The 19,396-nt window shown below is 70.7% G+C and carries 17 protein-coding genes and 5 tRNA genes; 13 read left to right on the plus strand and 9 right to left on the minus strand.

Annotated elements, in window-relative coordinates:
* Window positions 1-48: 48 nt before the first annotated feature.
* From ACJ6WD_RS11980 to ACJ6WD_RS12015, 8 genes are all read right to left on the minus strand, one after another.
* On the minus strand, window positions 49-627 hold the full coding sequence (locus ACJ6WD_RS11980) for an ATP/GTP-binding protein (RefSeq protein WP_044380039.1): 579 nt from the start codon (window positions 625-627) through the stop codon (window positions 49-51).
* Entirely contained in the window at window positions 608-1,240 is a 633-nt protein-coding gene (locus ACJ6WD_RS11985; protein ID WP_038521944.1) for a DUF742 domain-containing protein, read from the minus strand. The genes ACJ6WD_RS11980 and ACJ6WD_RS11985 overlap by 20 nt, the downstream gene beginning before the upstream one ends.
* A gap of 84 nt (window positions 1,241-1,324) precedes the next feature.
* Window positions 1,325-1,738, minus strand: coding sequence for a roadblock/LC7 domain-containing protein (locus ACJ6WD_RS11990; protein WP_020963651.1), 414 nt, complete (start codon window positions 1,736-1,738; stop codon window positions 1,325-1,327).
* Window positions 1,739-1,748: 10 nt separating this feature from the next.
* The gene (locus tag ACJ6WD_RS11995; protein ID WP_407615760.1) at window positions 1,749-4,916 is read right to left on the minus strand and encodes a nitrate- and nitrite sensing domain-containing protein; all 3,168 of its coding nucleotides are present in this window, start codon (window positions 4,914-4,916) and stop codon (window positions 1,749-1,751) included.
* 401 nt (window positions 4,917-5,317) lie between these two features.
* Complete coding sequence (locus ACJ6WD_RS12000) at window positions 5,318-5,911, minus strand: ATP/GTP-binding protein (RefSeq protein WP_016576236.1); 594 nt, start codon at window positions 5,909-5,911, stop codon at window positions 5,318-5,320.
* Window positions 5,892-6,302 carry a DUF742 domain-containing protein gene (locus ACJ6WD_RS12005; RefSeq protein ID WP_016576235.1) on the minus strand — a complete coding sequence of 137 codons (411 nt, stop codon included), beginning with the start codon at window positions 6,300-6,302 and terminating at the stop codon, window positions 5,892-5,894. The genes ACJ6WD_RS12000 and ACJ6WD_RS12005 overlap by 20 nt, the downstream gene beginning before the upstream one ends.
* 112 nt (window positions 6,303-6,414) lie before the next feature.
* Window positions 6,415-6,828, minus strand: a complete 414-nt coding sequence (locus ACJ6WD_RS12010; RefSeq protein ID WP_221909680.1) for a roadblock/LC7 domain-containing protein — start codon at window positions 6,826-6,828, stop codon at window positions 6,415-6,417.
* 9 nt (window positions 6,829-6,837) lie between these two features.
* Window positions 6,838-10,494: a nitrate- and nitrite sensing domain-containing protein gene (locus tag ACJ6WD_RS12015; protein ID WP_407615761.1), complete on the minus strand. Its 3,657-nt coding sequence runs from the start codon at window positions 10,492-10,494 to the stop codon at window positions 6,838-6,840.
* A 598-nt stretch (window positions 10,495-11,092) separates the two neighbouring features.
* Here ACJ6WD_RS12015 and ACJ6WD_RS12020 point away from each other — a divergent pair.
* The 9 genes from ACJ6WD_RS12020 (at window position 11,093) to ACJ6WD_RS12060 (ending at window position 15,036) form a co-directional block, all read left to right on the plus strand.
* The gene (locus tag ACJ6WD_RS12020) at window positions 11,093-11,278 is read left to right on the plus strand and encodes a hypothetical protein (RefSeq protein WP_020930116.1); all 186 of its coding nucleotides are present in this window, start codon (window positions 11,093-11,095) and stop codon (window positions 11,276-11,278) included.
* Between the two features lie 81 nt (window positions 11,279-11,359).
* Complete coding sequence (locus ACJ6WD_RS12025) at window positions 11,360-12,121, plus strand: fumarylacetoacetate hydrolase family protein (protein ID WP_016573564.1); 762 nt, start codon at window positions 11,360-11,362, stop codon at window positions 12,119-12,121.
* The gene (gltX, locus tag ACJ6WD_RS12030; RefSeq protein WP_233658485.1) at window positions 12,114-13,604 is read left to right on the plus strand and encodes a glutamate--tRNA ligase; all 1,491 of its coding nucleotides are present in this window, start codon (window positions 12,114-12,116) and stop codon (window positions 13,602-13,604) included. Before ACJ6WD_RS12025 ends, gltX begins: the two co-directional genes overlap by 8 nt.
* Window positions 13,605-13,737: 133 nt before the next feature.
* Entirely contained in the window at window positions 13,738-14,463 is a 726-nt protein-coding gene (locus ACJ6WD_RS12035) for an HAD family hydrolase (protein ID WP_233658486.1), read from the plus strand.
* A gap of 90 nt (window positions 14,464-14,553) precedes the next feature.
* Window positions 14,554-14,625 (plus strand) — tRNA-Gln (locus tag ACJ6WD_RS12040).
* Window positions 14,626-14,646: 21 nt separating this feature from the next.
* Window positions 14,647-14,719: transfer RNA gene (locus tag ACJ6WD_RS12045), tRNA-Glu, on the plus strand.
* Between the two features lie 62 nt (window positions 14,720-14,781).
* Window positions 14,782-14,854, plus strand: a tRNA-Glu gene (locus ACJ6WD_RS12050).
* A 16-nt stretch (window positions 14,855-14,870) separates the two neighbouring features.
* Window positions 14,871-14,942: transfer RNA gene (locus ACJ6WD_RS12055), tRNA-Gln, on the plus strand.
* Between the two features lie 21 nt (window positions 14,943-14,963).
* Window positions 14,964-15,036 (plus strand) — tRNA-Glu (locus tag ACJ6WD_RS12060).
* A gap of 226 nt (window positions 15,037-15,262) precedes the next feature.
* On the opposite strand, the gene ndgR is transcribed toward ACJ6WD_RS12060, so the two are convergent.
* Window positions 15,263-15,982, minus strand: a complete 720-nt coding sequence (gene ndgR / locus ACJ6WD_RS12065) for an IclR family transcriptional regulator NdgR (RefSeq protein WP_016571139.1) — start codon at window positions 15,980-15,982, stop codon at window positions 15,263-15,265.
* Window positions 15,983-16,155: 173 nt separating this feature from the next.
* On the opposite strand from ndgR, the gene leuC reads away from it, so the two are divergent.
* From leuC to ACJ6WD_RS12085, 4 genes are all read left to right on the plus strand, one after another.
* Window positions 16,156-17,586, plus strand: coding sequence for a 3-isopropylmalate dehydratase large subunit (gene leuC / locus ACJ6WD_RS12070; RefSeq protein WP_038521954.1), 1,431 nt, complete (start codon window positions 16,156-16,158; stop codon window positions 17,584-17,586).
* Between the two features lie 5 nt (window positions 17,587-17,591).
* Complete coding sequence (gene leuD, locus ACJ6WD_RS12075; RefSeq protein WP_233658487.1) at window positions 17,592-18,185, plus strand: 3-isopropylmalate dehydratase small subunit; 594 nt, start codon at window positions 17,592-17,594, stop codon at window positions 18,183-18,185.
* A gap of 136 nt (window positions 18,186-18,321) precedes the next feature.
* On the plus strand, window positions 18,322-18,567 hold the full coding sequence (locus ACJ6WD_RS12080) for a hypothetical protein (RefSeq protein WP_020930118.1): 246 nt from the start codon (window positions 18,322-18,324) through the stop codon (window positions 18,565-18,567).
* Window positions 18,568-18,692: 125 nt separating this feature from the next.
* Entirely contained in the window at window positions 18,693-19,352 is a 660-nt protein-coding gene (locus tag ACJ6WD_RS12085) for an HU family DNA-binding protein (protein ID WP_233658488.1), read from the plus strand.
* Window positions 19,353-19,396: the final 44 nt, after the last annotated feature.

Below are 19,396 nucleotides of genomic sequence, written 5' to 3' on the forward strand. Positions count from 1 at the left end.
GTGCGGGGGCCTTTCGCAGGGTCCGGCGGGAGCGCCGAACGCCCGGCGCTAGCGCAGCCGGGCCATCAACGCGTGCTCCACGAGCGTGATGAGCGCGCTCTTGGCCTCGTTGCGGTGCCGGGCGTCGGTGATGATGATCGGCGCGTCGGGGCCGATCTGCAGCGCCTCCCGGACCTCGTCCGGGGTGTAGGGCTGGTGGCCGTCGAAGCCGTTGAGGGCGATGACGAACGGCAGGCCGCTGTTCTCGAAGTAGTCGACGGCGGGGAAGCAGTCGGCGAGGCGGCGGGTGTCGACCAGGACGACGGCGCCGATGGCGCCGCGGACCAGGTCGTCCCACATGAACCAGAAGCGGTCCTGGCCCGGCGTACCGAAGAGGTACAGGATCAGGTCCTGGTCCAGGGTGATCCGGCCGAAGTCCATCGCCACGGTCGTGGTCGTCTTGTCCGGTGCGTGCGTGAGGTCGTCGATGCCCGCCGACGCGGAGGTCATCACGGCTTCGGTGCGCAGCGGGTTGATCTCTGAGACGGCCCCGACGAACGTGGTCTTGCCCACGCCGAAGCCGCCCGCCACCACGATCTTCGCCGAGGTGGTGGAGCGGGCTGCACCGCTAGAGCTTGCGAAGTCCACTGAGCACCCTTTCGAGCAGTGTCACATCTGGCTGTCCGCCGGCGGTCTCGTCCCCGCCGGGCTGATGGATGGCGACGAGTCCGGCCTCCGCCAGGTCGGCGACGAGGATCCGGGCGACGCCGAGGGGGATGGAGAGGAGGGCCGAGATCTCGGCCACTGATTTGATCTCGCGGCAGAGGTGGCAGATGCGCTGGTGCTCCGGCAGCTGGCCCTGCAGCTTCGCGGGATCGGCGGTCGTGCTGACCAGCGCCTCGATGGCGAGCTGGTAGCGCGGCCGGGTCCGGCCTCCGGTCATCGCGTACGGGCGCACGAGGGGGTTGTTCATCCCGCCGGTGGGGGCGGGCTCGGGCGCCGGCCGCGGCGGCTGCACCGGCTGGATGCGCGGCGGCTGCGGCTGGTCGTACGGCGAGGGCTCGGTCGGCCGGGGCCCGTAAGGCTGGGAACGGTACGGGCCCTGCTGCTGAGCGGGGTGCTGCGGCGGCTGCGGCGGTTGGGGCCGCTGCGGCCTGCGGCTGGGCGCAGACGGGAAGTTGAAGCGGTTGTGATGGGTCTCGCCCTGGGGCCCGGACTGCTGTCCGGATCCATACGGGTAGCCGCTCGGGGGCGTTGCCACGTCTCCTCCTCCAACTTGCCTATCTGACGCCGGTCGCGCCACCGAACCCTATGGTGCGGTGGCGGGAAACGCACTGCCTGTCTGCTAGTTGAGAAGGCTCCCCTGCAGTTCTGCGCGCAGGTCGGGCGTCAGGACGCTGCCCGCGCGGTCGACCAGGAGGGCCATCTCGTAGCCGACGAGGCCGATGTCGCACTCGGGGTGCGCCAGTACGGCCAGCGAGGATCCGTCGGAGACGGACATGATGAAGAGGAAGCCGCGCTCCATCTCCACCACGGTCTGGTTGACCGTCCCGCCCTCGAAGATGCGGGACGCGCCGGAGGTCAGCGACGTCAGGCCGGAGGCCACCGCCGCCAGCTGATCGGCTCTGTCACGAGGGAAGCCCTCGGACATCGCGAGGAGGAGACCGTCCGCGGAGACCACAACCGTGTGGGACACCCCGGGGGTGTTCTCCACGAAGTTGGTGATCAACCAGTTCAGATTCTGCGCCGCCTGGCTCATCGGGCTCACACTAACGCTCCTGATCGTAGGTGCTGCCGGGGCCGAAGCCCTGTTGGTCATTCTGGGGGACCCCCGAGGAGGGGTCCGTGCCGGTACCGGCGCTGCGCCCCTGCTGGACACCGCGGCGCAGATTGCTCAGCCTGCCGCGGACATCCTCCGGAGCGCGGGAGACCTGGGGGCCGCCCTGCGTACTCTGCTCCGCGGTGCCTTCGACCAAGTTGGCCTTGGGCACCCGCCGGGGGAGGCCGGAAGCGGTGACCCCGCCCGCCGTCGGCTGGCGCAGTCGCCCCGCCCGCTGCCAGCGTTCGTCGTTCTCGCTGCGCCAGGTGGAGCCCTCGTCCTGGCCGGCCTCCGGTGCGGATTCCTGCTGACCGTGCGGCGAGTCGGCTCCGCGGCGCGGAAGACCGGCGTCGGTCAGCGAGTGGATCACGCTCGCGGTGGGGCCGGGACGGTCGAATGTTACGCGCTCAGACGCATCAGCGGGAGCGGCAGTTGCATTCCGGTCAGATTCCGCTTCGGTTCCGAAGTGGCCGTCGAACGCCGGGGGTTCGCCCCAGCCGCCGAGCTGGCCGGTGTCTTCCGGGGCGTAGGGGTACTGACCGGTGTCTTCGGGGCCGTAGGGGTACTGGCCGGTGTCTTCGGGGGCGTAGGGGTACTGGCCGGTGGTCTCTGCGGTGCTCGGATCGCCGAACGCCTCGGCGCCGTAGGAGCGGTCGTCGTAGAGCGGCCGACCGGGCTCCGCATACGCGGCGGGAGGCTGCTGCTGGTACGGCGCGAAGGGGTCCTGCGGGCCGTCGACGGGGAGTTCGTCGCGGAACAGCGGGCGGTGGTCCACCGGCTCCGAGGCGGGCTGCCCGGTCGTCTGGGACTCCAGCGCCGCCCGGCGCTCCTCGCGCAGCAGCGAGCGGCCCATCGGGTCCCTCTCGGACGGGGTCCCGGGGTGCCCGTGGAGCCCGTCGTCGAAGCCCAGTTCGGCGGCGGTGCGGTGGTCGCCCTCGTAGGCGTTCTCCCGGTGCTCGGGGACGATCCGGGAGACGGTGAAGGTGTCGTCGACCTGCTCGTCGCCGCCACCGCCGTGCGTGATCGCCTCCGGCAGCATGACCAGCGACGTGGTGCCGGCCTGCTCGCCCGAGGGGCGCAGCTGGACCCGGATCCCGTGCCGGTCGGCCAGCCGGCCGACCACGAACAGGCCCATGCGCTGGGAGATCGCGGCGTCCACGCTCGGCGGGTTGGCCAGCTTGTGGTTGATGTCCGCGAAGTCCTCGGGGGTCAGCCCGATGCCCTTGTCGTGGATCTCGATCATGATCCGGCCGTCCGGCAGCCGGGTCGCGGCCACCTTCACCTTGGTCTGCGGCGAGGAGAAGGTGGTGGCGTTCTCCAACAGCTCCGACAGCAGGTGGATGAGGTCGGTCACGGCGGTGCCGTGGATCTCGCTCTCCGGGACGCCGCTGAGCTCTATTCGCTCGTACGACTCGACCTCGGAGGTGGCCGCCCGCAACACGTCGATCAGCGGCACCGGCTGGTTCCAGCGGCGGCCGGGCTCCTCGCCCGCGAGGATCAGGAGGTTCTCGCCGTTGCGCCGCATGCGCGTGGCGAGGTGGTCGAGCCGGAAGAGGTTCTCCAGCTGGTCCGGGTCGGCCTCGTTGTTCTCCAGGTGGGTGATGAGCTCCAACTGGCGCTCGATCAGGCCCTGGTTGCGGCTGGAGAGGTTGGTGAAGATCGCGTTGACGTTGCCCCGCAGCAGCGCCTGCTCGGCGGCGAGCCGGACCGCCTCGCGGTGCACCTGGTCGAAGGCGCGGGCCACCTCGCCGATCTCGTCCGTGGTGGCGATCGGGATCGGCACCACCCGGGTGTCGACGCGGCCCGGGTCGGTGCGGGAGAGCTGGTCGACCAGCATCGGCAGCCGCTGTTCGGCGACGCCGAACGCCGCGTTGCGCAGCTCCCGCATGTTGCGGCTCATCCGGCGGGCCATCAGCCCGGCCACCACGAACGCGACGGCGAGCGCGGCCAGCACGATGCCGGAGTCGATGAAGGTGGACTGCTTGGCGTCCGAGGAGATCTGCGCGGCCTCGTTGACCGCCTTGTCCGCGAGGTCGTTCTCGATGGACCGGTACATGTCGAACTTGCCGGTGGCGGCCTGGAAGTACGCGTCCGGCGTGACGCCCTTGAGGGCCAGTTCGTCCGGTGCCGCGCCGGAGGCGATCAGGGTGGACATCTGGTCCATCGACGGCGGGGCGTGGAAGGTCTGGCCGGCCGCCTCCGCCTGCGACTTCGCGCGGGCCACCTGCTGCTGTGCGGACTGCTGGAGCTTGGCGGCGTCCGACTTCAGCCGTGCCACGTCCTCGGGGGTGCCGCCGGAGGTGTACTCGCCGATGGCGATGCCCTCCAGATAGCGGTACGACGCGAACGCGGTCAGCTGGAGCTTGTGCTCCTTGCCGCCCTGCGGGGACGCCGGGTCGACCAGGAGGTGGGTGCCGATCGCGCGCTCCAGCGACTCGGCGGCCTTCGCCAATGCGACGGCGTAGACGGTGCGCCCGTAGGAGGTGATGTTGCCGGTGCCGAGGCCGAGTTCGTTGGCGAACTCCATCAGCGGGTGCTGGATCTCGACGTAGCCCTCTTCGGTCTGCACGCCGGGGAGCTTCGCGGTGAAGGCGACCTGCCGCAGCTGCGCCAGCTTGGGCTCGGTCTTCTCGAACAGCGCGAGCCGGCGCTTCAGGCCCGGCTTGTCCGGCATGTTCTTGGCGGCTGCCTGGAAGGACCGACCGGCGGCGTCGGTGGTGTCCCGCGCCTCCTGGACCGCCGGGTCGTCCTTGTGGCCCTTCAGCAGCGGGGCGGCGGTGCGGTCCCGCTCGTCGATCAGGGCGTTGCTGTAGGAAAGCGCGGCGCGAACGAGCTTGGCGGTGTTCTCCGCGTCCTGGGCGTCCTGCCAGGTGGCGAACGAGTTGTTGACCCGCAGGCCGCCGAAGAGCAGGCCGACGAGGACGGGGATCAGCAGGATGGCGTTGAGCCGGGTGGCCACCCGCCAGTTGCGGGGCGCGTACTTGCCGCCGCTGACCGGGGGCTTCGCGGCCGGGTTCTCGGGCGCGTCGGAAGCCGGAGCGCCACCCTCGCGGGGTGGCGGCGTGAAGTTGCCCCGCCGCGGTTCCTGCGGCTCGGGGCTCGTCGTGCTTCGCCTCACTCGACCAACAACCTCTCGGCGACGGCACGGTCGTGCAGTGCCGTTTCTTCTGGGCGTTACTACTCCGGAGTTCAGCGAATTTCAGCACGTCAGGGCTGTGCGTTCCAAACACCGGGCAGAGGCGGAGGGGCCCTCCAAGAGCGCCAGATAAAAGGGGCGTTAAGGGCGAGGCGCGCCAAATGGCGGGAGAAATGTGAGCGCAGCGAAGCCGCACATGCGCGTGCGGTGTCGAAGTCGACCCGATTCACTGTCGAAACGTTATGAAGGCTCGAACAGGCGTGTCGAAGGACACAGATCACGTTCCCCGAGAGCGGGAACCGGCCGCGGGCAGGCGTCAGGAACCCCCGTCGACGCCTGCCGCACGGCCCGCACCGGACGGCGTGCGGGCCGTCCGGCGGGCGTTAGCGCAACCGGGCCATCAGCGCGTGCTCGACGAGCGTGATGAGCGCGCTCTTCGCCTCGCCGCGGTGCCGCGCGTCGGTGGTGATGATCGGCGTCGCCGGGCCGATCTGGAGGGCCTCGCGGACCTCGTCCGGGGTGTGGACCTGGTGGCCGTCGAAGCCGTTGAGGGCGATGACGAACGGCAGGCCGCTGTTCTCGAAGTAGTCGACGGCGGGGAAGCAGTCGGCGAGGCGGCGGGTGTCGACCAGGACGACGGCGCCGATGGCGCCGCGGACCAGGTCGTCCCACATGAACCAGAAGCGGTCCTGGCCCGGCGTACCGAAGAGGTACAGGATCAGGTCCTCGTCGAGGGTGATCCGGCCGAAGTCCATCGCCACGGTCGTGGTCGTCTTGTCCTGGACGTGGCTCAGGTCGTCGATCCCCGCCGACGCGGAGGTCATCACGGCCTCGGTGCGCAGCGGGTTGATCTCCGAGACGGCGCCGACGAACGTCGTCTTGCCCACGCCGAAGCCGCCCGCCACCACGATCTTCGCCGACGTGGTGGAGCGGGCCTGGCCCTGGTCGGGCCCGGCGTCAGAGCTTGCGAAGTCCACTGAGCACCCTCTCCAGCAGGGTCACGTCCGGCGTGCCGCCGGCCTCGCCGCTGCCGCCCGGCTGGTGGATGGCCACCATCCCGGCTTCCGCCAGGTCCGCCACCAGGATCCGTGCCACGCCGAGTGGGATGTGCAGCAGCGCGGAGACCTCCGCGACCGACTTCACCTCGCGGCACAGGTGGCAGATCCGCTGGTGCTCGGGCAGCAGGCCGGGCAGCTGGGACGGGTCGGCCGTCGTGCTGACCAGCGCCTCGATGGCGAGCTGGTAGCGCGGCCGGGTCCGGCCTCCGGTCATGGCGTAGGGGCGCACCAGCGGTTGGTCACCTTCGCTCCCGTACGGCGCTGAGCTGTAGGCGCCGTACGGGCCGGAAGTGGCGGGTGGCGGGGTCATGGGTCCTCCGGACGGGACAACTGACTGTCGTCGGGTTGGGCCGGTGGGGGGTACGGCGTGGATGGATGAGGGGTCACCGGCTGCGGTGCGGCGCTGCGGACGCCGCGGGCACTCAGTTCAGCAGACTGCCCTGGAGCTCGGCGCGCAGGTCGGGCGTCAGCACCGTGCCCGCGCGGTCGACCAGGAGGGCCATCTCGTAGCCGACGAGGCCGATGTCGCACTCGGGGTGCGCCAGTACGGCCAGCGAGGATCCGTCGGAGACGGACATGATGAAGAGGAAGCCGCGCTCCATCTCCACCACGGTCTGGTTGACCGTCCCGCCCTCGAAGATGCGGGACGCGCCGGAGGTCAGCGACGTCAGGCCGGAGGCCACCGCCGCCAGCTGATCGGCACGGTCGCGGGGGAAGCCCTCGGACATCGCGAGGAGCAGTCCGTCCGCGGAGACCACCACCGTGTGGGACACCCCGGGGGTGTTCTCCACGAAGTTGGTGATCAACCAGTTCAGGTTCTGCGCCGCCTGGCTCATCGGACTCAACTAACGCTCCTGCTGGTGAGTGGGATCGACAATGCCGTGGTTGCCGGTGGACGACGTCCCGGCTTGTCGGCCCTGCTGAATGCCCCGACGGAGATTGGTCAGCCGGCCGCGCACGTCGCTGGGTGCGCGGGAGACCTGCGGACCGCCCTGCGGGGCTTGCTGCTGCGCGGTGCCGGCGACCAGGTTGGCGCGCGGCACCCGACGGGGCAGACCGGACGTGGTGACGCCGCCCGAGGCCGGCTGGCGGATCTGCTCCGCCTGCCGCCACGCCTCGTCGTTCGGCGAGGTCCGCCACTGCGCGTCGGGGTCGGCCGGTGCGCCCTCTCGGGCACCGCCCGTCGGCACGCGGTCCGCCGGTGCGCCACCGGCCGGTGCGGCACCGGGCACGGCACCGTCCTGGCCGCCCTCGCGGCGCGGCAGCGGTGGCACACCGGCGGCCGCCGAGGCCGGGGTGTTGAACCAGTTGGACTCGATGGTGTCGAAGATCGGCGTCCGGGCGTCGTCGGCGCGGTCGTCCGGGGCGCCGAGCGGACCGCCGCCCAGCGGGTCGCCGAGCGGATCGGCGGCCAACGGGTCCCGGCCCGCCGGGGCCCGGTCGACGCCGGGCCGCCGGACCTGCCCGGTCTGCTCGCCCTCGGGACGCGGGAACTGACCGGTCGTCTCGAACGGGCCGGTGGTCTCCAGCTGGCGCGCGTCGAACTGCCCGGTGTCGAACTGCCCGGTGTCGACGTCGGGTTGGGGGAACTGCCCGGTGTCGGCGTTCGGCCGCGGGAACTGCCCGGTGGTCTCCGGCTGTCCGCGGGTCTCGAACTGCCCGGTGTTGAACTGCCCTGTCTCGAACTGCCCGGTGTCGGCGTCCGGTCGGCGGAACTGCCCGGTGTCCCCGGGGCCGCCGGCCGCCCGGGCCGGCTCGCGGCCGGCGGACGGGACGTCGTCCCTGGCGTCGCCGGGCCGCGGCGCGTTGAAGTCGGGCCGGGCGAACGCGGCGGTGTCGCCGGGGCCGGCGGCCGGCGCGGGCCGCTCGAAGCTGCCGGTGCTCTCCGGCTCCTCGTGGCCCCGCGGCCCGTCCTGCGCCTCGCGGGGCGCCAGCGGCCAGTCGTCGTCGGCTCCGCGGTCGCGGCGCACGCCCAGGGGCGCGCCGCCCGGCCGCTCGGTGCCCGCGGGCGCCGCACCGGCCCCGCGACCCGGCAGTTCGGGCGCGGCCGGTGCCTGGGAGTTCCGCGCCGGCAGCTGCGGGCGCTCCTCGCGCGGGGGCAGCCCGGCGGGCGGCGCCACGGTCGGGGTGCGGCCGTCGTCGGCACCGCGCTGGGGGTCCGCGCCGCGGACCGGCAGCGCGGGGCGGGCACCGCCGGCGGCCGGCGCGGCGTCGTCGCGGGCCGGGGCGGTCGGTGCGGTGCGGCCGCCGGGAGCCGGCGAGCCGAAGGCGTTCGGGGCGCCACCCGGCGCACCGCCGGGCGCACCGCCCGGTGCGCCGCGGCCGGGCAGCGCGGGCCGCCCGCCGGGGCCGGAAGCGACCTGGCCGCGCGGCTGGAGCCCGGCGAGCCGGCTGGTGGGCGCGCCACCGCCCTCGGCCGGGCTCTTGGCGGTGCTCGGCGCCGGCTTCTTGCCGCCCTGGGCGACGTCGACCGGCAGCATGACGAGGGCGGTGGTGCCGCCGGAGTCGGACGGCCGCAGCTGGATGCGGATGCCGTGCCGCAGCGACAGCCGGCCGACCACGAACAGACCCATCCGCCGGGACACCGAGACGTCCACGGTCGGCGGGCTGGCCAGCCGCTCGTTGATGGCCGACAGGTCCTCGGGGGAGAGGCCGATGCCGGTGTCGTGGATCTCGACCAGCACGCGGCCGTCGGGCAGCGCGTGACCGGTCACCTTGACCTTGGTCTGCGGGGAGGAGAACGAGGTGGCGTTCTCCAGCAGCTCGGCCAGGAGGTGCACCAGGTCGTTGACGACCCGGCCGGCGACCTCGGTCTGCGGGACCGCGTTCAGCTCGATCCGCTCGTACTGCTCCACCTCGGACGCGGCGGCGCGCAGGACGTCGACCAGCGGGACCGGCCGGGTCCACCGGCGGCCCGGCTCCTCACCGGCGAGGACCAGGAGGTTCTCGCCGTTTCGGCGCATGCGGGTGGCGAGGTGGTCGAGCTTGAAGAGCGAGGAGAGCTGGTCCGGGTCGGCCTCGCGGGACTCCAGTTCGGAGATCAGCGAGAGCTGGCGCTGGATCAGGCCCTGGGAGCGGCGCGAGAGGTTGGTGAACATCGCGTTGACGTTGCCCCGCAGCAGCGCCTGCTCGGACGCCAGCCGGACCGCCTCGCGGTGGACCTCGTCGAACGCCGCGGCCACCCGGCCGATCTCGTCCCGGCTGTGCACGCCGACCGACTGGACGGAGGTGTCCACGTCCTGCGGGTCGGCCTCGGACAGCTGCTTGACCAGCTCGGGCAGCCGGTCCTGGGAGACCTTCTGCGCGGTGTCCTGGAGACGGCGCAGCGACCGCACCATGGAGCGGGCCACGACGAACGCGCCGACCAGCGAGACGCCGAGGACCAGCAGGATCACCACACCGTTGATGATCGCGTCCTGGGTCGCGGCGTTGCGCAGCTCGCGGGACTTCTGGTCCATCTCGGACAGCAGCGAGGTCTCGATCCGCGACATCTCGTCGATCTTGACGGTGTCGGAGTCGTACCAGTCGAGGTACTTGTACTCCTGGCTGCGGATGCCGCCCGCGCTGGCGAAGGCGCGGTGCGCGAACGCGTAGGCCGCCTTGATCTCGTCGTTGTTGCCGTCCAGACCGCGGGTGAGCGCCCCGGCGTTGCCGCTGTAGATCTGGGAGAAGCGGTCCCGGGCGGCCTTCTCGTTGTCCTCGGCGCTCCGGCCGGCCTGCCGGTCGTTGGCCGACAGCTGCGGCCCGCCCGGGTGCGCCAGACCGGCACTGACCAGGGCGCGCTGGATCGACGCGTACTCCTTGGCGGACGAGAACGCCGCCAGCGCACGGGTGCTGCGGATCATCTCCGGGTTGCTGGTGGCCTGCGCCATGTCCTGCGAGAGGTCCAGCAGGGAGGCGATCAGCTGGTTGTAGGCGGAGACGGTCTGCGCCGCGTTGTTGTCGTCCTGGTAGGCGTGGGAGCGGATGTCGTTGAGGGTGTTGAGCTGGCGGCCGATCTCCAGGATGGTCGCCCGTACGCCCGCCATGGTGGCGTCGTCCGGCTTGATGTCGCCGGTGGCCTGGTTGAAGGAGGTCTTCGCGCGGTCGGTGGCCTCGCGCGGGGCCACCACGCTGGCGTCGTCCTTGACGTTGCCGGTGCCGGCCAGCGGCCCGGCGGACTTGTCCCGCTCGACCTGGAGGGCGTCGGCCAGCTCGGTGGCCTGCCGGGTCATCTCCGTGAGCAGCTGCATCTTGTCGAGCTGGTCGATGTTGTCCAGCTCGGTGTTGACGCGCAGGGCACCCAGGGTCGTCGCGGCGACGACGGGCAGCGCCAGCAGGGAGACCAGGCGGGTGCTGATGCGCCAGTTGCGCAGCGCTATTCGACTGCCGGGCCCGCTGGGGCCGTTCTTGGGCTTGCCGCCGTCCGCGGCGTCTTCGCCCGGAGTCTGGCCGCGGTCTGTCCCGCCGCGCAGCTCCGGGTCCGCCGCAGCGTTGCCATCCCTCTTGAAACGTCCCTGCACTAGCTTCGCAACCTCTGGACCAGGCGTCCCACCGCGCGAACGGCGGGACGGTGTCGAGTCGAAGGGGGACCGCGAAGCCCCCCGTGGCGGTCGTGAGTGACCGGCGGGCCGTCCCCTCTGGCCGAGAGAGCGGCACCACCGCGCGGCGCTCCTTCGCACCCTGCGCGCCGGTGGAAAAGTGCGGCGGTCCGTGGAATTCCAGCACAGTGCAGGATCTCCAACAAGAGCGGAGCCAGCCGCCTTGCCCCGGGTCACGCACCGTGCGGAGCGCGTCACGACCGGTAGAAGACGCTGCGCCAGATTTCGGACTTTTGCCCGCGAGTCGCCCGCACTCGCCTCCTGTCCCAGGTGCGGTGATCAGGAGCGGAACATGCTGTTCAATCCACCAATGTCCGTTTCGACCACGGATGTTGATCAAGGAAAATGCGGCATATGTCACATCCCTCGTGAGGAAACTCACAGGGAGATCGTCGACTTTCCCGCTGATCCGCAGGGAATAGCGCGCTTAGCCTGACGCTTTACACGGTTGCGTAAAACGACAACGCGCAGAAATGCAACGTTCGGCAACTCTTCCCGACCAGACGCGAGGCATACCGCAGTGAAGACGACGATGATGTTCCGCAACATAGCCAACCCGCGGCGCACCACCCTGGCCCACCTGAAGGACGCCGAGGAACTCGACGCCCCCGAGACCCAGGAACACACCGTCGACCTGCCCCGCCAGACCGCCAACCCCCGCCGCACCGTCCTGAACGAGCTCCCGAAGCAGGACGTCCCGGCCTGAATGGACGGCGGTTCGCCCAGGTCCCCGCGATAGCCTGGAGTGTCAACTCCGGCCAATGATCATGAGGGGCAACGGCAACCCGTGCGCATCGCCAGATTCTCCATCGACGGCAACGTCGGCTTCGGCGTCCTCGAACGCGACGAACTCGACGTCATCAAGGGGCATCCGTTCGCGGAATTCGAGCGCTCGGGCCAAAAGGTCCCCCTCGACAAGGTGCGGCTACTGCCGCCGGTCCTGCCCAACAAGGTCGTGGGCGTGGGCCGCAACTACGCCGAGCACGCCGCCGAACTGGGCAACGAGGTCCCGGAGGCACCGGTCACCTTCTTCAAGCCGTCGACGTCGGTGATCGGCCCCGGCGACCCCATCGCCTACCCCTCCTTCTCCCAGGAGGTGCACCACGAAGCGGAGCTGGCCGTCGTCATCGGCCGGATGTGCCGCGAGGTGCCCCGCGAGCGGGTCAAGGACGTCATCCTCGGCTACACCTGCGCCAACGACGTCACCGCGCGCGACGTCCAGCGCCGCGAGAAGCAGTGGGCCCGGGCCAAGGGCTTCGACGGCTCCTGCCCCCTGGGCCCCTGGGTCGAGACGGACCTCGACCCGAGCGACCTCACCATCCAGTGCACCGTCAACGGCGAACAGCGCCAACTCGGCCGCACCGGTGACATGGTCCGCCCGATCGAGGACCTGATCGTGCACATCACCGAGGCGATGACGCTGCTCCCCGGCGACGTCGTCCTCACGGGCACCCCGGCCGGGGTCGGCCCGCTCAACGTCGGCGACACGGTCGCCGTCACCATCGAAGGCATCGGCACTCTCACCAACAAGGTGATCAAGCGTGGCTAACGCGACCCCCGGAACCCCCGTCCGCGTACGTTTCTGTCCCTCCCCGACCGGCAACCCGCACGTCGGGCTGGTCCGCACCGCCCTGTTCAACTGGGCCTACGCCCGGCACACCGGCGGCCAGCTGGTCTTCCGTATCGAGGACACCGACGCGGCCCGCGACTCCGAGGAGTCCTACAACCAGCTGCTGGACGCGTTCCACTGGCTCGGCTTCGACTGGGACGAGGGCCCCGAGGTCGGCGGCCCGCACGAGCCCTACCGCCAGTCGCAGCGGATGGACCTGTACAAGGACGTCGCCGAGAAGCTGCTCGCCGCCGGCCACGCCTACCCCTGCTACTGCACCACCGAAGAGCTCGACGCCCGCCGCGAGGCCGCCCGCAAGGCCGGCAAGCCCTCCGGCTACGACGGCACCTGCCGCGACCTGACCGCCGAGCAGAAGGCCGCCTACGAGGCCGAGGGCCGCTCCTCGATCGTCCGCTTCCGGATGCCCGACGAGCCGATCACCTTCACCGACCTGGTCCGCGGCGAGCTGACCTTCACCCCGGACAACGTCCCGGACTACGGCATCGTCCGCGCCAACGGCGCCCCGCTCTACACCCTCGTCAACCCGGTCGACGACGCCCTGATGGGCATCACCCACGTCCTGCGCGGCGAGGACCTGCTCTCCTCCACCCCCCGCCAGATCGCCCTCTACCGGGCCCTGATCGAGCTGGGCCTGGCCTCGGCGATCCCCGCCTTCGGCCACCTGCCCTACGTCATGGGCGAGGGCAACAAGAAGCTCTCCAAGCGCGACCCCCAGGCCAACCTCAACCTCTACCGGGAGCGCGGCTTCCTCCCCGAGGGCCTGCTGAACTACCTGTCCCTGCTGGGCTGGTCGTTCTCCGCCGACGAGGACCTCTTCACCATCCCCGAGATGATCGAGAAGTTCGACATCGCGGACGTCAACGCCAACCCGGCCCGCTTCGACCTGAAGAAGGCCGAGGCGATCAACGCCGAGCACGTCCGCCGCCTGGACCTCAAGGACTTCATCGCGGCCTGCGAGCCCTGGCTGACCGCCCCGTTCGCCAACTGGGAGCCGGAGGACTTCGACCGGACCGCGTGGGAGGCCATCGCCCCGCACGCCCAGACCCGCCTCACCGTCCTCTCCGACATCACCGCCAACGTCGACTTCCTCTTCCGCAAGGAGCCGGTCGACGACGAGGCGTCCTGGACCAAGGCGATGAAGGGCGACCCGGTGGCCCTGCTCACCACCGCCCGCGCCAACCTGGCCGCCGCCGACTGGACCGCCGGCCCCGAGCCCCTCAAGCAGGCCGTCCTCGCCGCCGGCGAGGAGCACGGGCTCAAGCTCGGCAAGGCCCAGGCCCCGGTCCGGGTCGCCGTCACCGGCCGCACCGTCGGTCTCCCGCTCTTCGAGTCCCTGGAGATCCTCGGCAAGGAGCGCACCCTCGCCCGCATCGACGCGGCGCTGGCCCGCCTCGCCGCCTGACCCGACCGCACCCCGCGGGACCCCCCGGGCCCGGAAGCCACCGCGCTTCCGGGCCCGCCCCCTTCTCCGCCGCCTCCCCGCCCGCCGGCTCCTTCCCTCGCCCTCCCGCCCGACGGCCACTAGATTCCCGGACATGCCCCTGCGCGCCGTCCTCTGGGACCTCGACGACACCCTCTTCGACTACACCGGGTCCGACCGCACCGGCGTGCTGCGCCACCTGCACACCGAAGGGCTGCTGGCCTCCTACGGCGGCGAGGCGGCGGCACTGACCCGCTGGCGGCGCGCGATGGAAACCGAGTTCGCCCGCTTCCTCGCCGGCGAACAGGGCTTCCTGGAACACCGCAGGGCCCGTGCCCGCACCTTCCTGGGCACCCCGCTGAGCGACGCCGAGGCGGACGCCTGGTTCGGCCGCTACGTCGCCCACTACGAGGCGGCCTGGCGGCTCTTCCCGGACTCCGTGCCGGCCCTGGAGGCACTGACCCCCCTGGTGCGCCAGGCCGTCCTCTCGAACTCCTCCACCGCCAACCAGGAACGCAAGCTCACCGCCCTGGGCATCCGCGGGCACTTCGAGGCGGTCCTCTGCGCCGACGCGCTGGGCCACGCCAAACCCGCCCCCGAGGCGTTCCGAGGGGCCTGCGCCGCCCTCGACCTCCCGCCGGCCGACGTGCTCTACGTCGGGGACCGGCTCGACATCGACGGCCTGGGCGCCAGGGATGCCGGCCTGGCGGCCGTGTGGCTGGATCGGACGGGCCCCGGAGAGCCGCTCCCGCCCGGGGTGCGTCGCATCCGCGGGCTGGCCGAGCTCCCCGAGCTGGTGCGCGGGGTTATCGGTTTTGGAGCACCCTCCACGATCAGGTAATGTTCTTCCTGCGCCGCCCGAGAGAGCCGAAAGGCCCGGACCGGAAAGCGTAGATCAAGGCAAAGCCCTCGTCTGGGGGTTGCACTTTGATGGCCTATGGTGTAATTGGCAGCACGACTGATTCTGGTTCAGTTAGTCTTGGTTCGAGTCCAGGTAGGCCAGCTCGCAGAGCTCATCTGCAAGGCCCCCGTTGTGTAGCGGCCTAGCACGCCGCCCTCTCAAGGCGGTAGCGCCGGTTCGAATCCGGTCGGGGGTACAGATCCTTCTCGGGGAGGCAGTCAGGGTCGCACCCGCTGTCACTCACGCAGGATCGCTAGGGCCCCCGTTGTGTAGCGGCCTAGCACGCCGCCCTCTCAAGGCGGTAGCGCCGGTTCGAATCCGGTCGGGGGTACTGGTCTACACCACCATGGCCTATGGTGTAATTGGCAGCACGACTGATTCTGGTTCAGTTAGTCTTGGTTCGAGTCCAGGTAGGCCAGCTCGCAGAGCTCATCTGCAAGGCCCCCGTTGTGTAGCGGCCTAGCACGCCGCCCTCTCAAGGCGGTAGCGCCGGTTCGAATCCGGTCGGGGGTACATCGAGAAAGGCCCTCCGCATCACGCGGAGGGCCTTTCTGCTGTGCCGGGACTCCTCGCCGGCGGGGTGGGCAACGGCCTTGTCCGGCCGGGGAGTTCGTCGCGGCGCGACGGCAGCGGGGCGCGGCGCGCGCAGAGTTGGGGCGGCCGGCGCGGGATGCCGGGACGCGGACCGGCCGGCCGCCGCGGGGGAGCGGGGCCGGCCGGTGGGGTTTTCGGCGGGGTCCTACGAGCCGTTGCGGCGCAGGCCCTCGGAGAGGCGGGCGGCGGCGTCGATGACCGCCTGGGCGTGCATGCGGCCCGGGTGGCGCGTCAGGCGCTCGATCGGGCCGGAGACCGACACGGCGGCCACCACGCGGTTGGAGGGGCCGCGGACGGGCGCGGAGACGGAGGCCACGCCGGGCTCCCGCTCGCCGATCGACTGGGCCCAGCCGCGGCGCCGCACGCCGGAGAGCGCGGTGGCGGTGAAGCGGGCGCCCTGCAGTCCGCGGTGCAGGCGCTCCGGCTCCTCCCAGGCCATCAGGATCTGGGCCGAGGAGCCCGCCTTCATCGTCAGTGTGGAGCCGACCGGCACGGTGTCCCGCAGTCCGGACAGCCGTTCCGCCGCTGCCACGCAGATCCGCATGTCGCCCTGCCGGCGATAGAGCTGGGCGCTCTCGCCCGTCACGTCGCGCAGGTGCGTGAGCACCGGTCCTGCCGTGGCCAGGAGGCGGTCCTCGCCGGCCGCCGCGGAGAGCTCGGAGAGCCGCGGGCCGAGGATGAAACGGCCCTGCATGTCCCTCGCCACCATCCGGTGGTGTTCCAGAGCCACGGCCAGCCGGTGGGCCGTGGGTCGTGCAAGCCCGGTCGCCGCGACCAGCCCGGCGAGGGTGGCCGGACCGGACTCCAGAGCGCTCAAAACCAGAGCTGCCTTGTCGAGAACGCCGACGCCGCTAGAGTTGTCCATGCAACGATACTCGCGTCTCACAGTGTGAAACGCAAGTTCAATTTTCCATGGAAGTCGTCACTCTGTAGGTGCGGCCCTCGACCAGGGCCCGGCGTCACGCCCGCCAGGGGATATTCGCGGGTCACCGCGCACAGACGAGCAAGGCCGGCACCCGGCCGGCCGGAGGGAAAGCGATGGGACGGACACTTGCGGAGAAGGTCTGGGACGACCACGTCGTCCGGCGCGCGGAAGGCGAGCCCGACCTCCTCTTCATCGATCTGCACCTGCTGCACGAGGTCACCAGCCCGCAGGCGTTCGACGGCCTGCGCAAGGCCGGCCGCGGAGTGCGCCGCACGGACCTGACCATCGCCACCGAGGATCACAACACCCCGACCCTCGACATCGACAAGCCGATCGCCGACCCGGTCTCGCGCACCCAGCTGGAGACCCTGCGCAAGAACTGCGCGGAGTTCGGCGTCCGGCTGCACCCGCTGGGCGACGTCGAGCAGGGCGTCGTCCACGTCGTGGGACCGCAGTTGGGACTGACCCAGCCCGGCACCACCGTGGTCTGCGGTGACAGCCACACCTCCACCCACGGCGCCTTCGGCGCGCTGGCGTTCGGCATCGGCACCAGCCAGGTCGAGCACGTCTTGGCGACCCAGACGCTGCCGATGGCGCCGTTCAAGACCATGGCGATCACCGTCGAGGGCGAACTGCCCGAGGGCGTCACCGCCAAGGACCTGATCCTCGCCATCATCGCGAAGATCGGCACCGGCGGGGGCCAGGGCTACGTCATCGAGTACCGCGGCTCGGCCATCGAGAAGCTGTCGATGGAAGCCCGGATGACCATCTGCAACATGTCGATCGAGGCGGGCGCCCGGGCCGGCATGATCGCCCCGGACCGCACCACCTTCGACTACCTCCAGGGCCGCGACCACGCCCCCAAGGACGGGGACTGGGACGCCGCCGTCGCGTACTGGCAGACGCTGCGCACCGACGACGACGCGGTCTTCGACGCCGAGGTCGTCATCGACGCCGCGACGCTGTCGCCGTTCGTCACCTGGGGCACCAACCCGGGCCAGGGCGCGCCGCTTTCGGCGAACGTCCCCGACCCGGCTTCGTACGAGGACCCCTCGGAGCGGTTCGCCGCCGAAAAGGCCCTGGAATACATGGGGTTGACGGCGGGTCAGCCGCTGCGCGAGATCTCCGTGGACACCGTCTTCGTAGGTTCGTGCACCAACGGCCGGATCGAGGACCTGCGCTCCGCGGCGGCGATCCTGGAAGGCCGTTCGGTCGCCGAGGGCGTGCGCATGCTGATCGTTCCCGGCTCGGTCCGGGTTTCGTTGGAAGCCGTTGCGGAGGGCCTGGACAAGGTCTTCACCGCGGCCGGCGCCGAATGGCGGCACGCGGGTTGCTCGATGTGCCTGGGCATGAACCCCGACCAGCTGGCGCCCGGTGAGCGCTCCGCGTCCACCTCCAACCGCAACTTCGAGGGTCGGCAGGGCAAGGGCGGCCGCACCCACCTGGTCTCGCCGCAGGTGGCTGCCGCAACGGCGGTTCTCGGCCATCTGGCCTCACCGGCCGACCTGTCCGACGTCGACGTCGCTACGCCCGCGGGAGTCTGAGAACCATGGAAGCTTTCACCACCCACACCGGCCGGGCCGTTCCGCTGCGCCGCAGCAACGTCGACACCGACCAGATCATCCCGGCCCACTGGCTGAAGAAGGTCACTCGGGACGGCTTCGAGGACGGGCTGTTCGAGGCCTGGCGCAAGGACCCGGAGTTCGTCCTCAACCAGGAGGCCCACAAGGGCGCCACCGTCCTGGTCGCGGGCCCCGACTTCGGCACCGGCTCCTCCCGTGAGCACGCCGTCTGGGCGCTCCAGAACTACGGCTTCAAGGCCGTCATCTCCTCGCGGTTCGCCGACATCTTCCGCGGCAACTCCCTCAAGAACGGCCTGCTGACGGTGGTCCTGCCGCAGGAGACCGTGGACCGGCTGCAGAAGCTGGTGGAGTCCGACCCCACCGCCGAGGTCACCGTGGACCTGGTGGCCCGCGAGGTCCGCGCCGAGGGCATCACCGCCGGCTTCGAGCTGGACGAGAACGCCCGTTGGCGGCTGCTGGAGGGTCTGGACGACATCAGCCTCACCCTTCGGGAGGAGTCCGCCATCGCCGCCTACGAGGCGAACAGGCCCTCGTTCAAACCGCGTACCATCGAGGTCTGACCTCGGGTTTTATGGCTCAAAGACTTATTGCGTACGATGCGCCCCCTGTGCAGTTGGCGGGGGGCGCTTCGGCTTGTCAGGGCCAGTGTTGAGGCCCCGTGAAGCGACAACTCGCCGCAGATGGCACAATTAGCGCATGGAACGCGACGACCAACTCGAGCTCTACGGTTTCGTCGCCGACCGACTCAAGGACGCACACGCAAGAGTGCGGACACTGCAAGTCCCGGAGGGCGTACGGATGGCGCTGACCCGGAAGCTGCTCGTCATCACGGCTGCGGCTAAACACGATCTTGCGGACGCGGCAAGGCGTCTGGAGAGGTTCATGCACGACCTTGACGAAGGTCGTTATCCCGAAGATGTGCATGCCGAGGGAAGTCCGTGAAGGTCGAGTCCGTTGCGGCACAAGGGTGATTAGCCCGTTTCGTGTTTGATTTGCGGTATATATCTGCCTAACGTGCGAAAAAGCTTGGAATCTTTCGTTCCAGCAATGTCTCCGAAGGGGAAGACGTGAACAAGGCGCAGCTCGTAGAGGCCATTGCCGACAAGCTCGGCGGCCGTCAGAACGCCGCGGACGCGGTGGACGCCGTACTGGACGCCGTCGTCCGTGCAGTTGTCGCCGGCGACCGCGTTTCGGTCACCGGATTCGGCTCGTTCGAGAAGGTGGACCGCCCGGCCCGCTACGCGCGCAACCCGCAGACGGGTGAGCGGGTTCGGGTCAAGAAGACCTCGGTGCCCCGTTTCCGCGCCGGTCAGGGCTTCAAGGACCTGGTGAGCGGCTCGAAGAAGCTCCCCAAGGGTGGCGAGGTCGCCGTCAAGAAGGCGCCCAAGGGCAGCCTGACCGGCGGTACCGCCATCAAGAAGGCGGCGGCGAAGAAGGCCGTCGCCAAGAAGGCCGCGGCCAAGAAGGCGGCGCCCGCGAAGAAGGCGGTGGCGAAGAAGGCCACCGCGGTGAAGAAGGCCACCGCGAAGAAGACCACCGCGAAGAAGGCGGCGCCGGCGAAGAAGACGACGGCGAAGAAGACCACCGCGAAGAAGGCGGCGCCGGCGAAGAAGGCCACGGCGAAGAAGACCGCGCCCGCGAAGAAGGCGACGGCGAAGAAGGCTCCCGCCAAGAAGACCACGGCGCGCAAGACCACCGCCAAGAAGACCACCGCCCGCAAGCGGTAATTCCGAAGCGGCGACGCAACGCCAGGCGCCGGGCCGGTCTCCCT

The sequence above is a fragment of the Streptomyces sp. VTCC 41912 genome (assembly GCF_045799175.1).
Classification (GTDB): Bacteria; Actinomycetota; Actinomycetes; order Streptomycetales; family Streptomycetaceae; genus Streptomyces; species Streptomyces albulus_C.

Excerpts from the sequence above, each read along its gene's own strand:
- ndgR (WP_016571139.1), bottom strand. The coding sequence starts at position 15,982 with ATGGACAACTCTAGCGGCGTCGGCGTTCTCGACAAGGCAGCTCTGGTT.
- leuC (WP_038521954.1), top strand. The coding sequence starts at position 16,156 with ATGGGACGGACACTTGCGGAGAAGGTCTGGGACGACCACGTCGTCCGG.
- ACJ6WD_RS12010 (WP_221909680.1), bottom strand. The coding sequence starts at position 6,828 with ATGAGCCAGGCGGCGCAGAACCTGAACTGGTTGATCACCAACTTCGTG.
- ACJ6WD_RS12005 (WP_016576235.1), bottom strand. The coding sequence starts at position 6,302 with ATGACCCCGCCACCCGCCACTTCCGGCCCGTACGGCGCCTACAGCTCA.
- ACJ6WD_RS12035 (WP_233658486.1), top strand. The coding sequence starts at position 13,738 with ATGCCCCTGCGCGCCGTCCTCTGGGACCTCGACGACACCCTCTTCGAC.
- ACJ6WD_RS11990 (WP_020963651.1), bottom strand. The coding sequence starts at position 1,738 with ATGAGCCAGGCGGCGCAGAATCTGAACTGGTTGATCACCAACTTCGTG.
- ACJ6WD_RS12080 (WP_020930118.1), top strand. The coding sequence starts at position 18,322 with ATGGAACGCGACGACCAACTCGAGCTCTACGGTTTCGTCGCCGACCGA.
- leuD (WP_233658487.1), top strand. The coding sequence starts at position 17,592 with ATGGAAGCTTTCACCACCCACACCGGCCGGGCCGTTCCGCTGCGCCGC.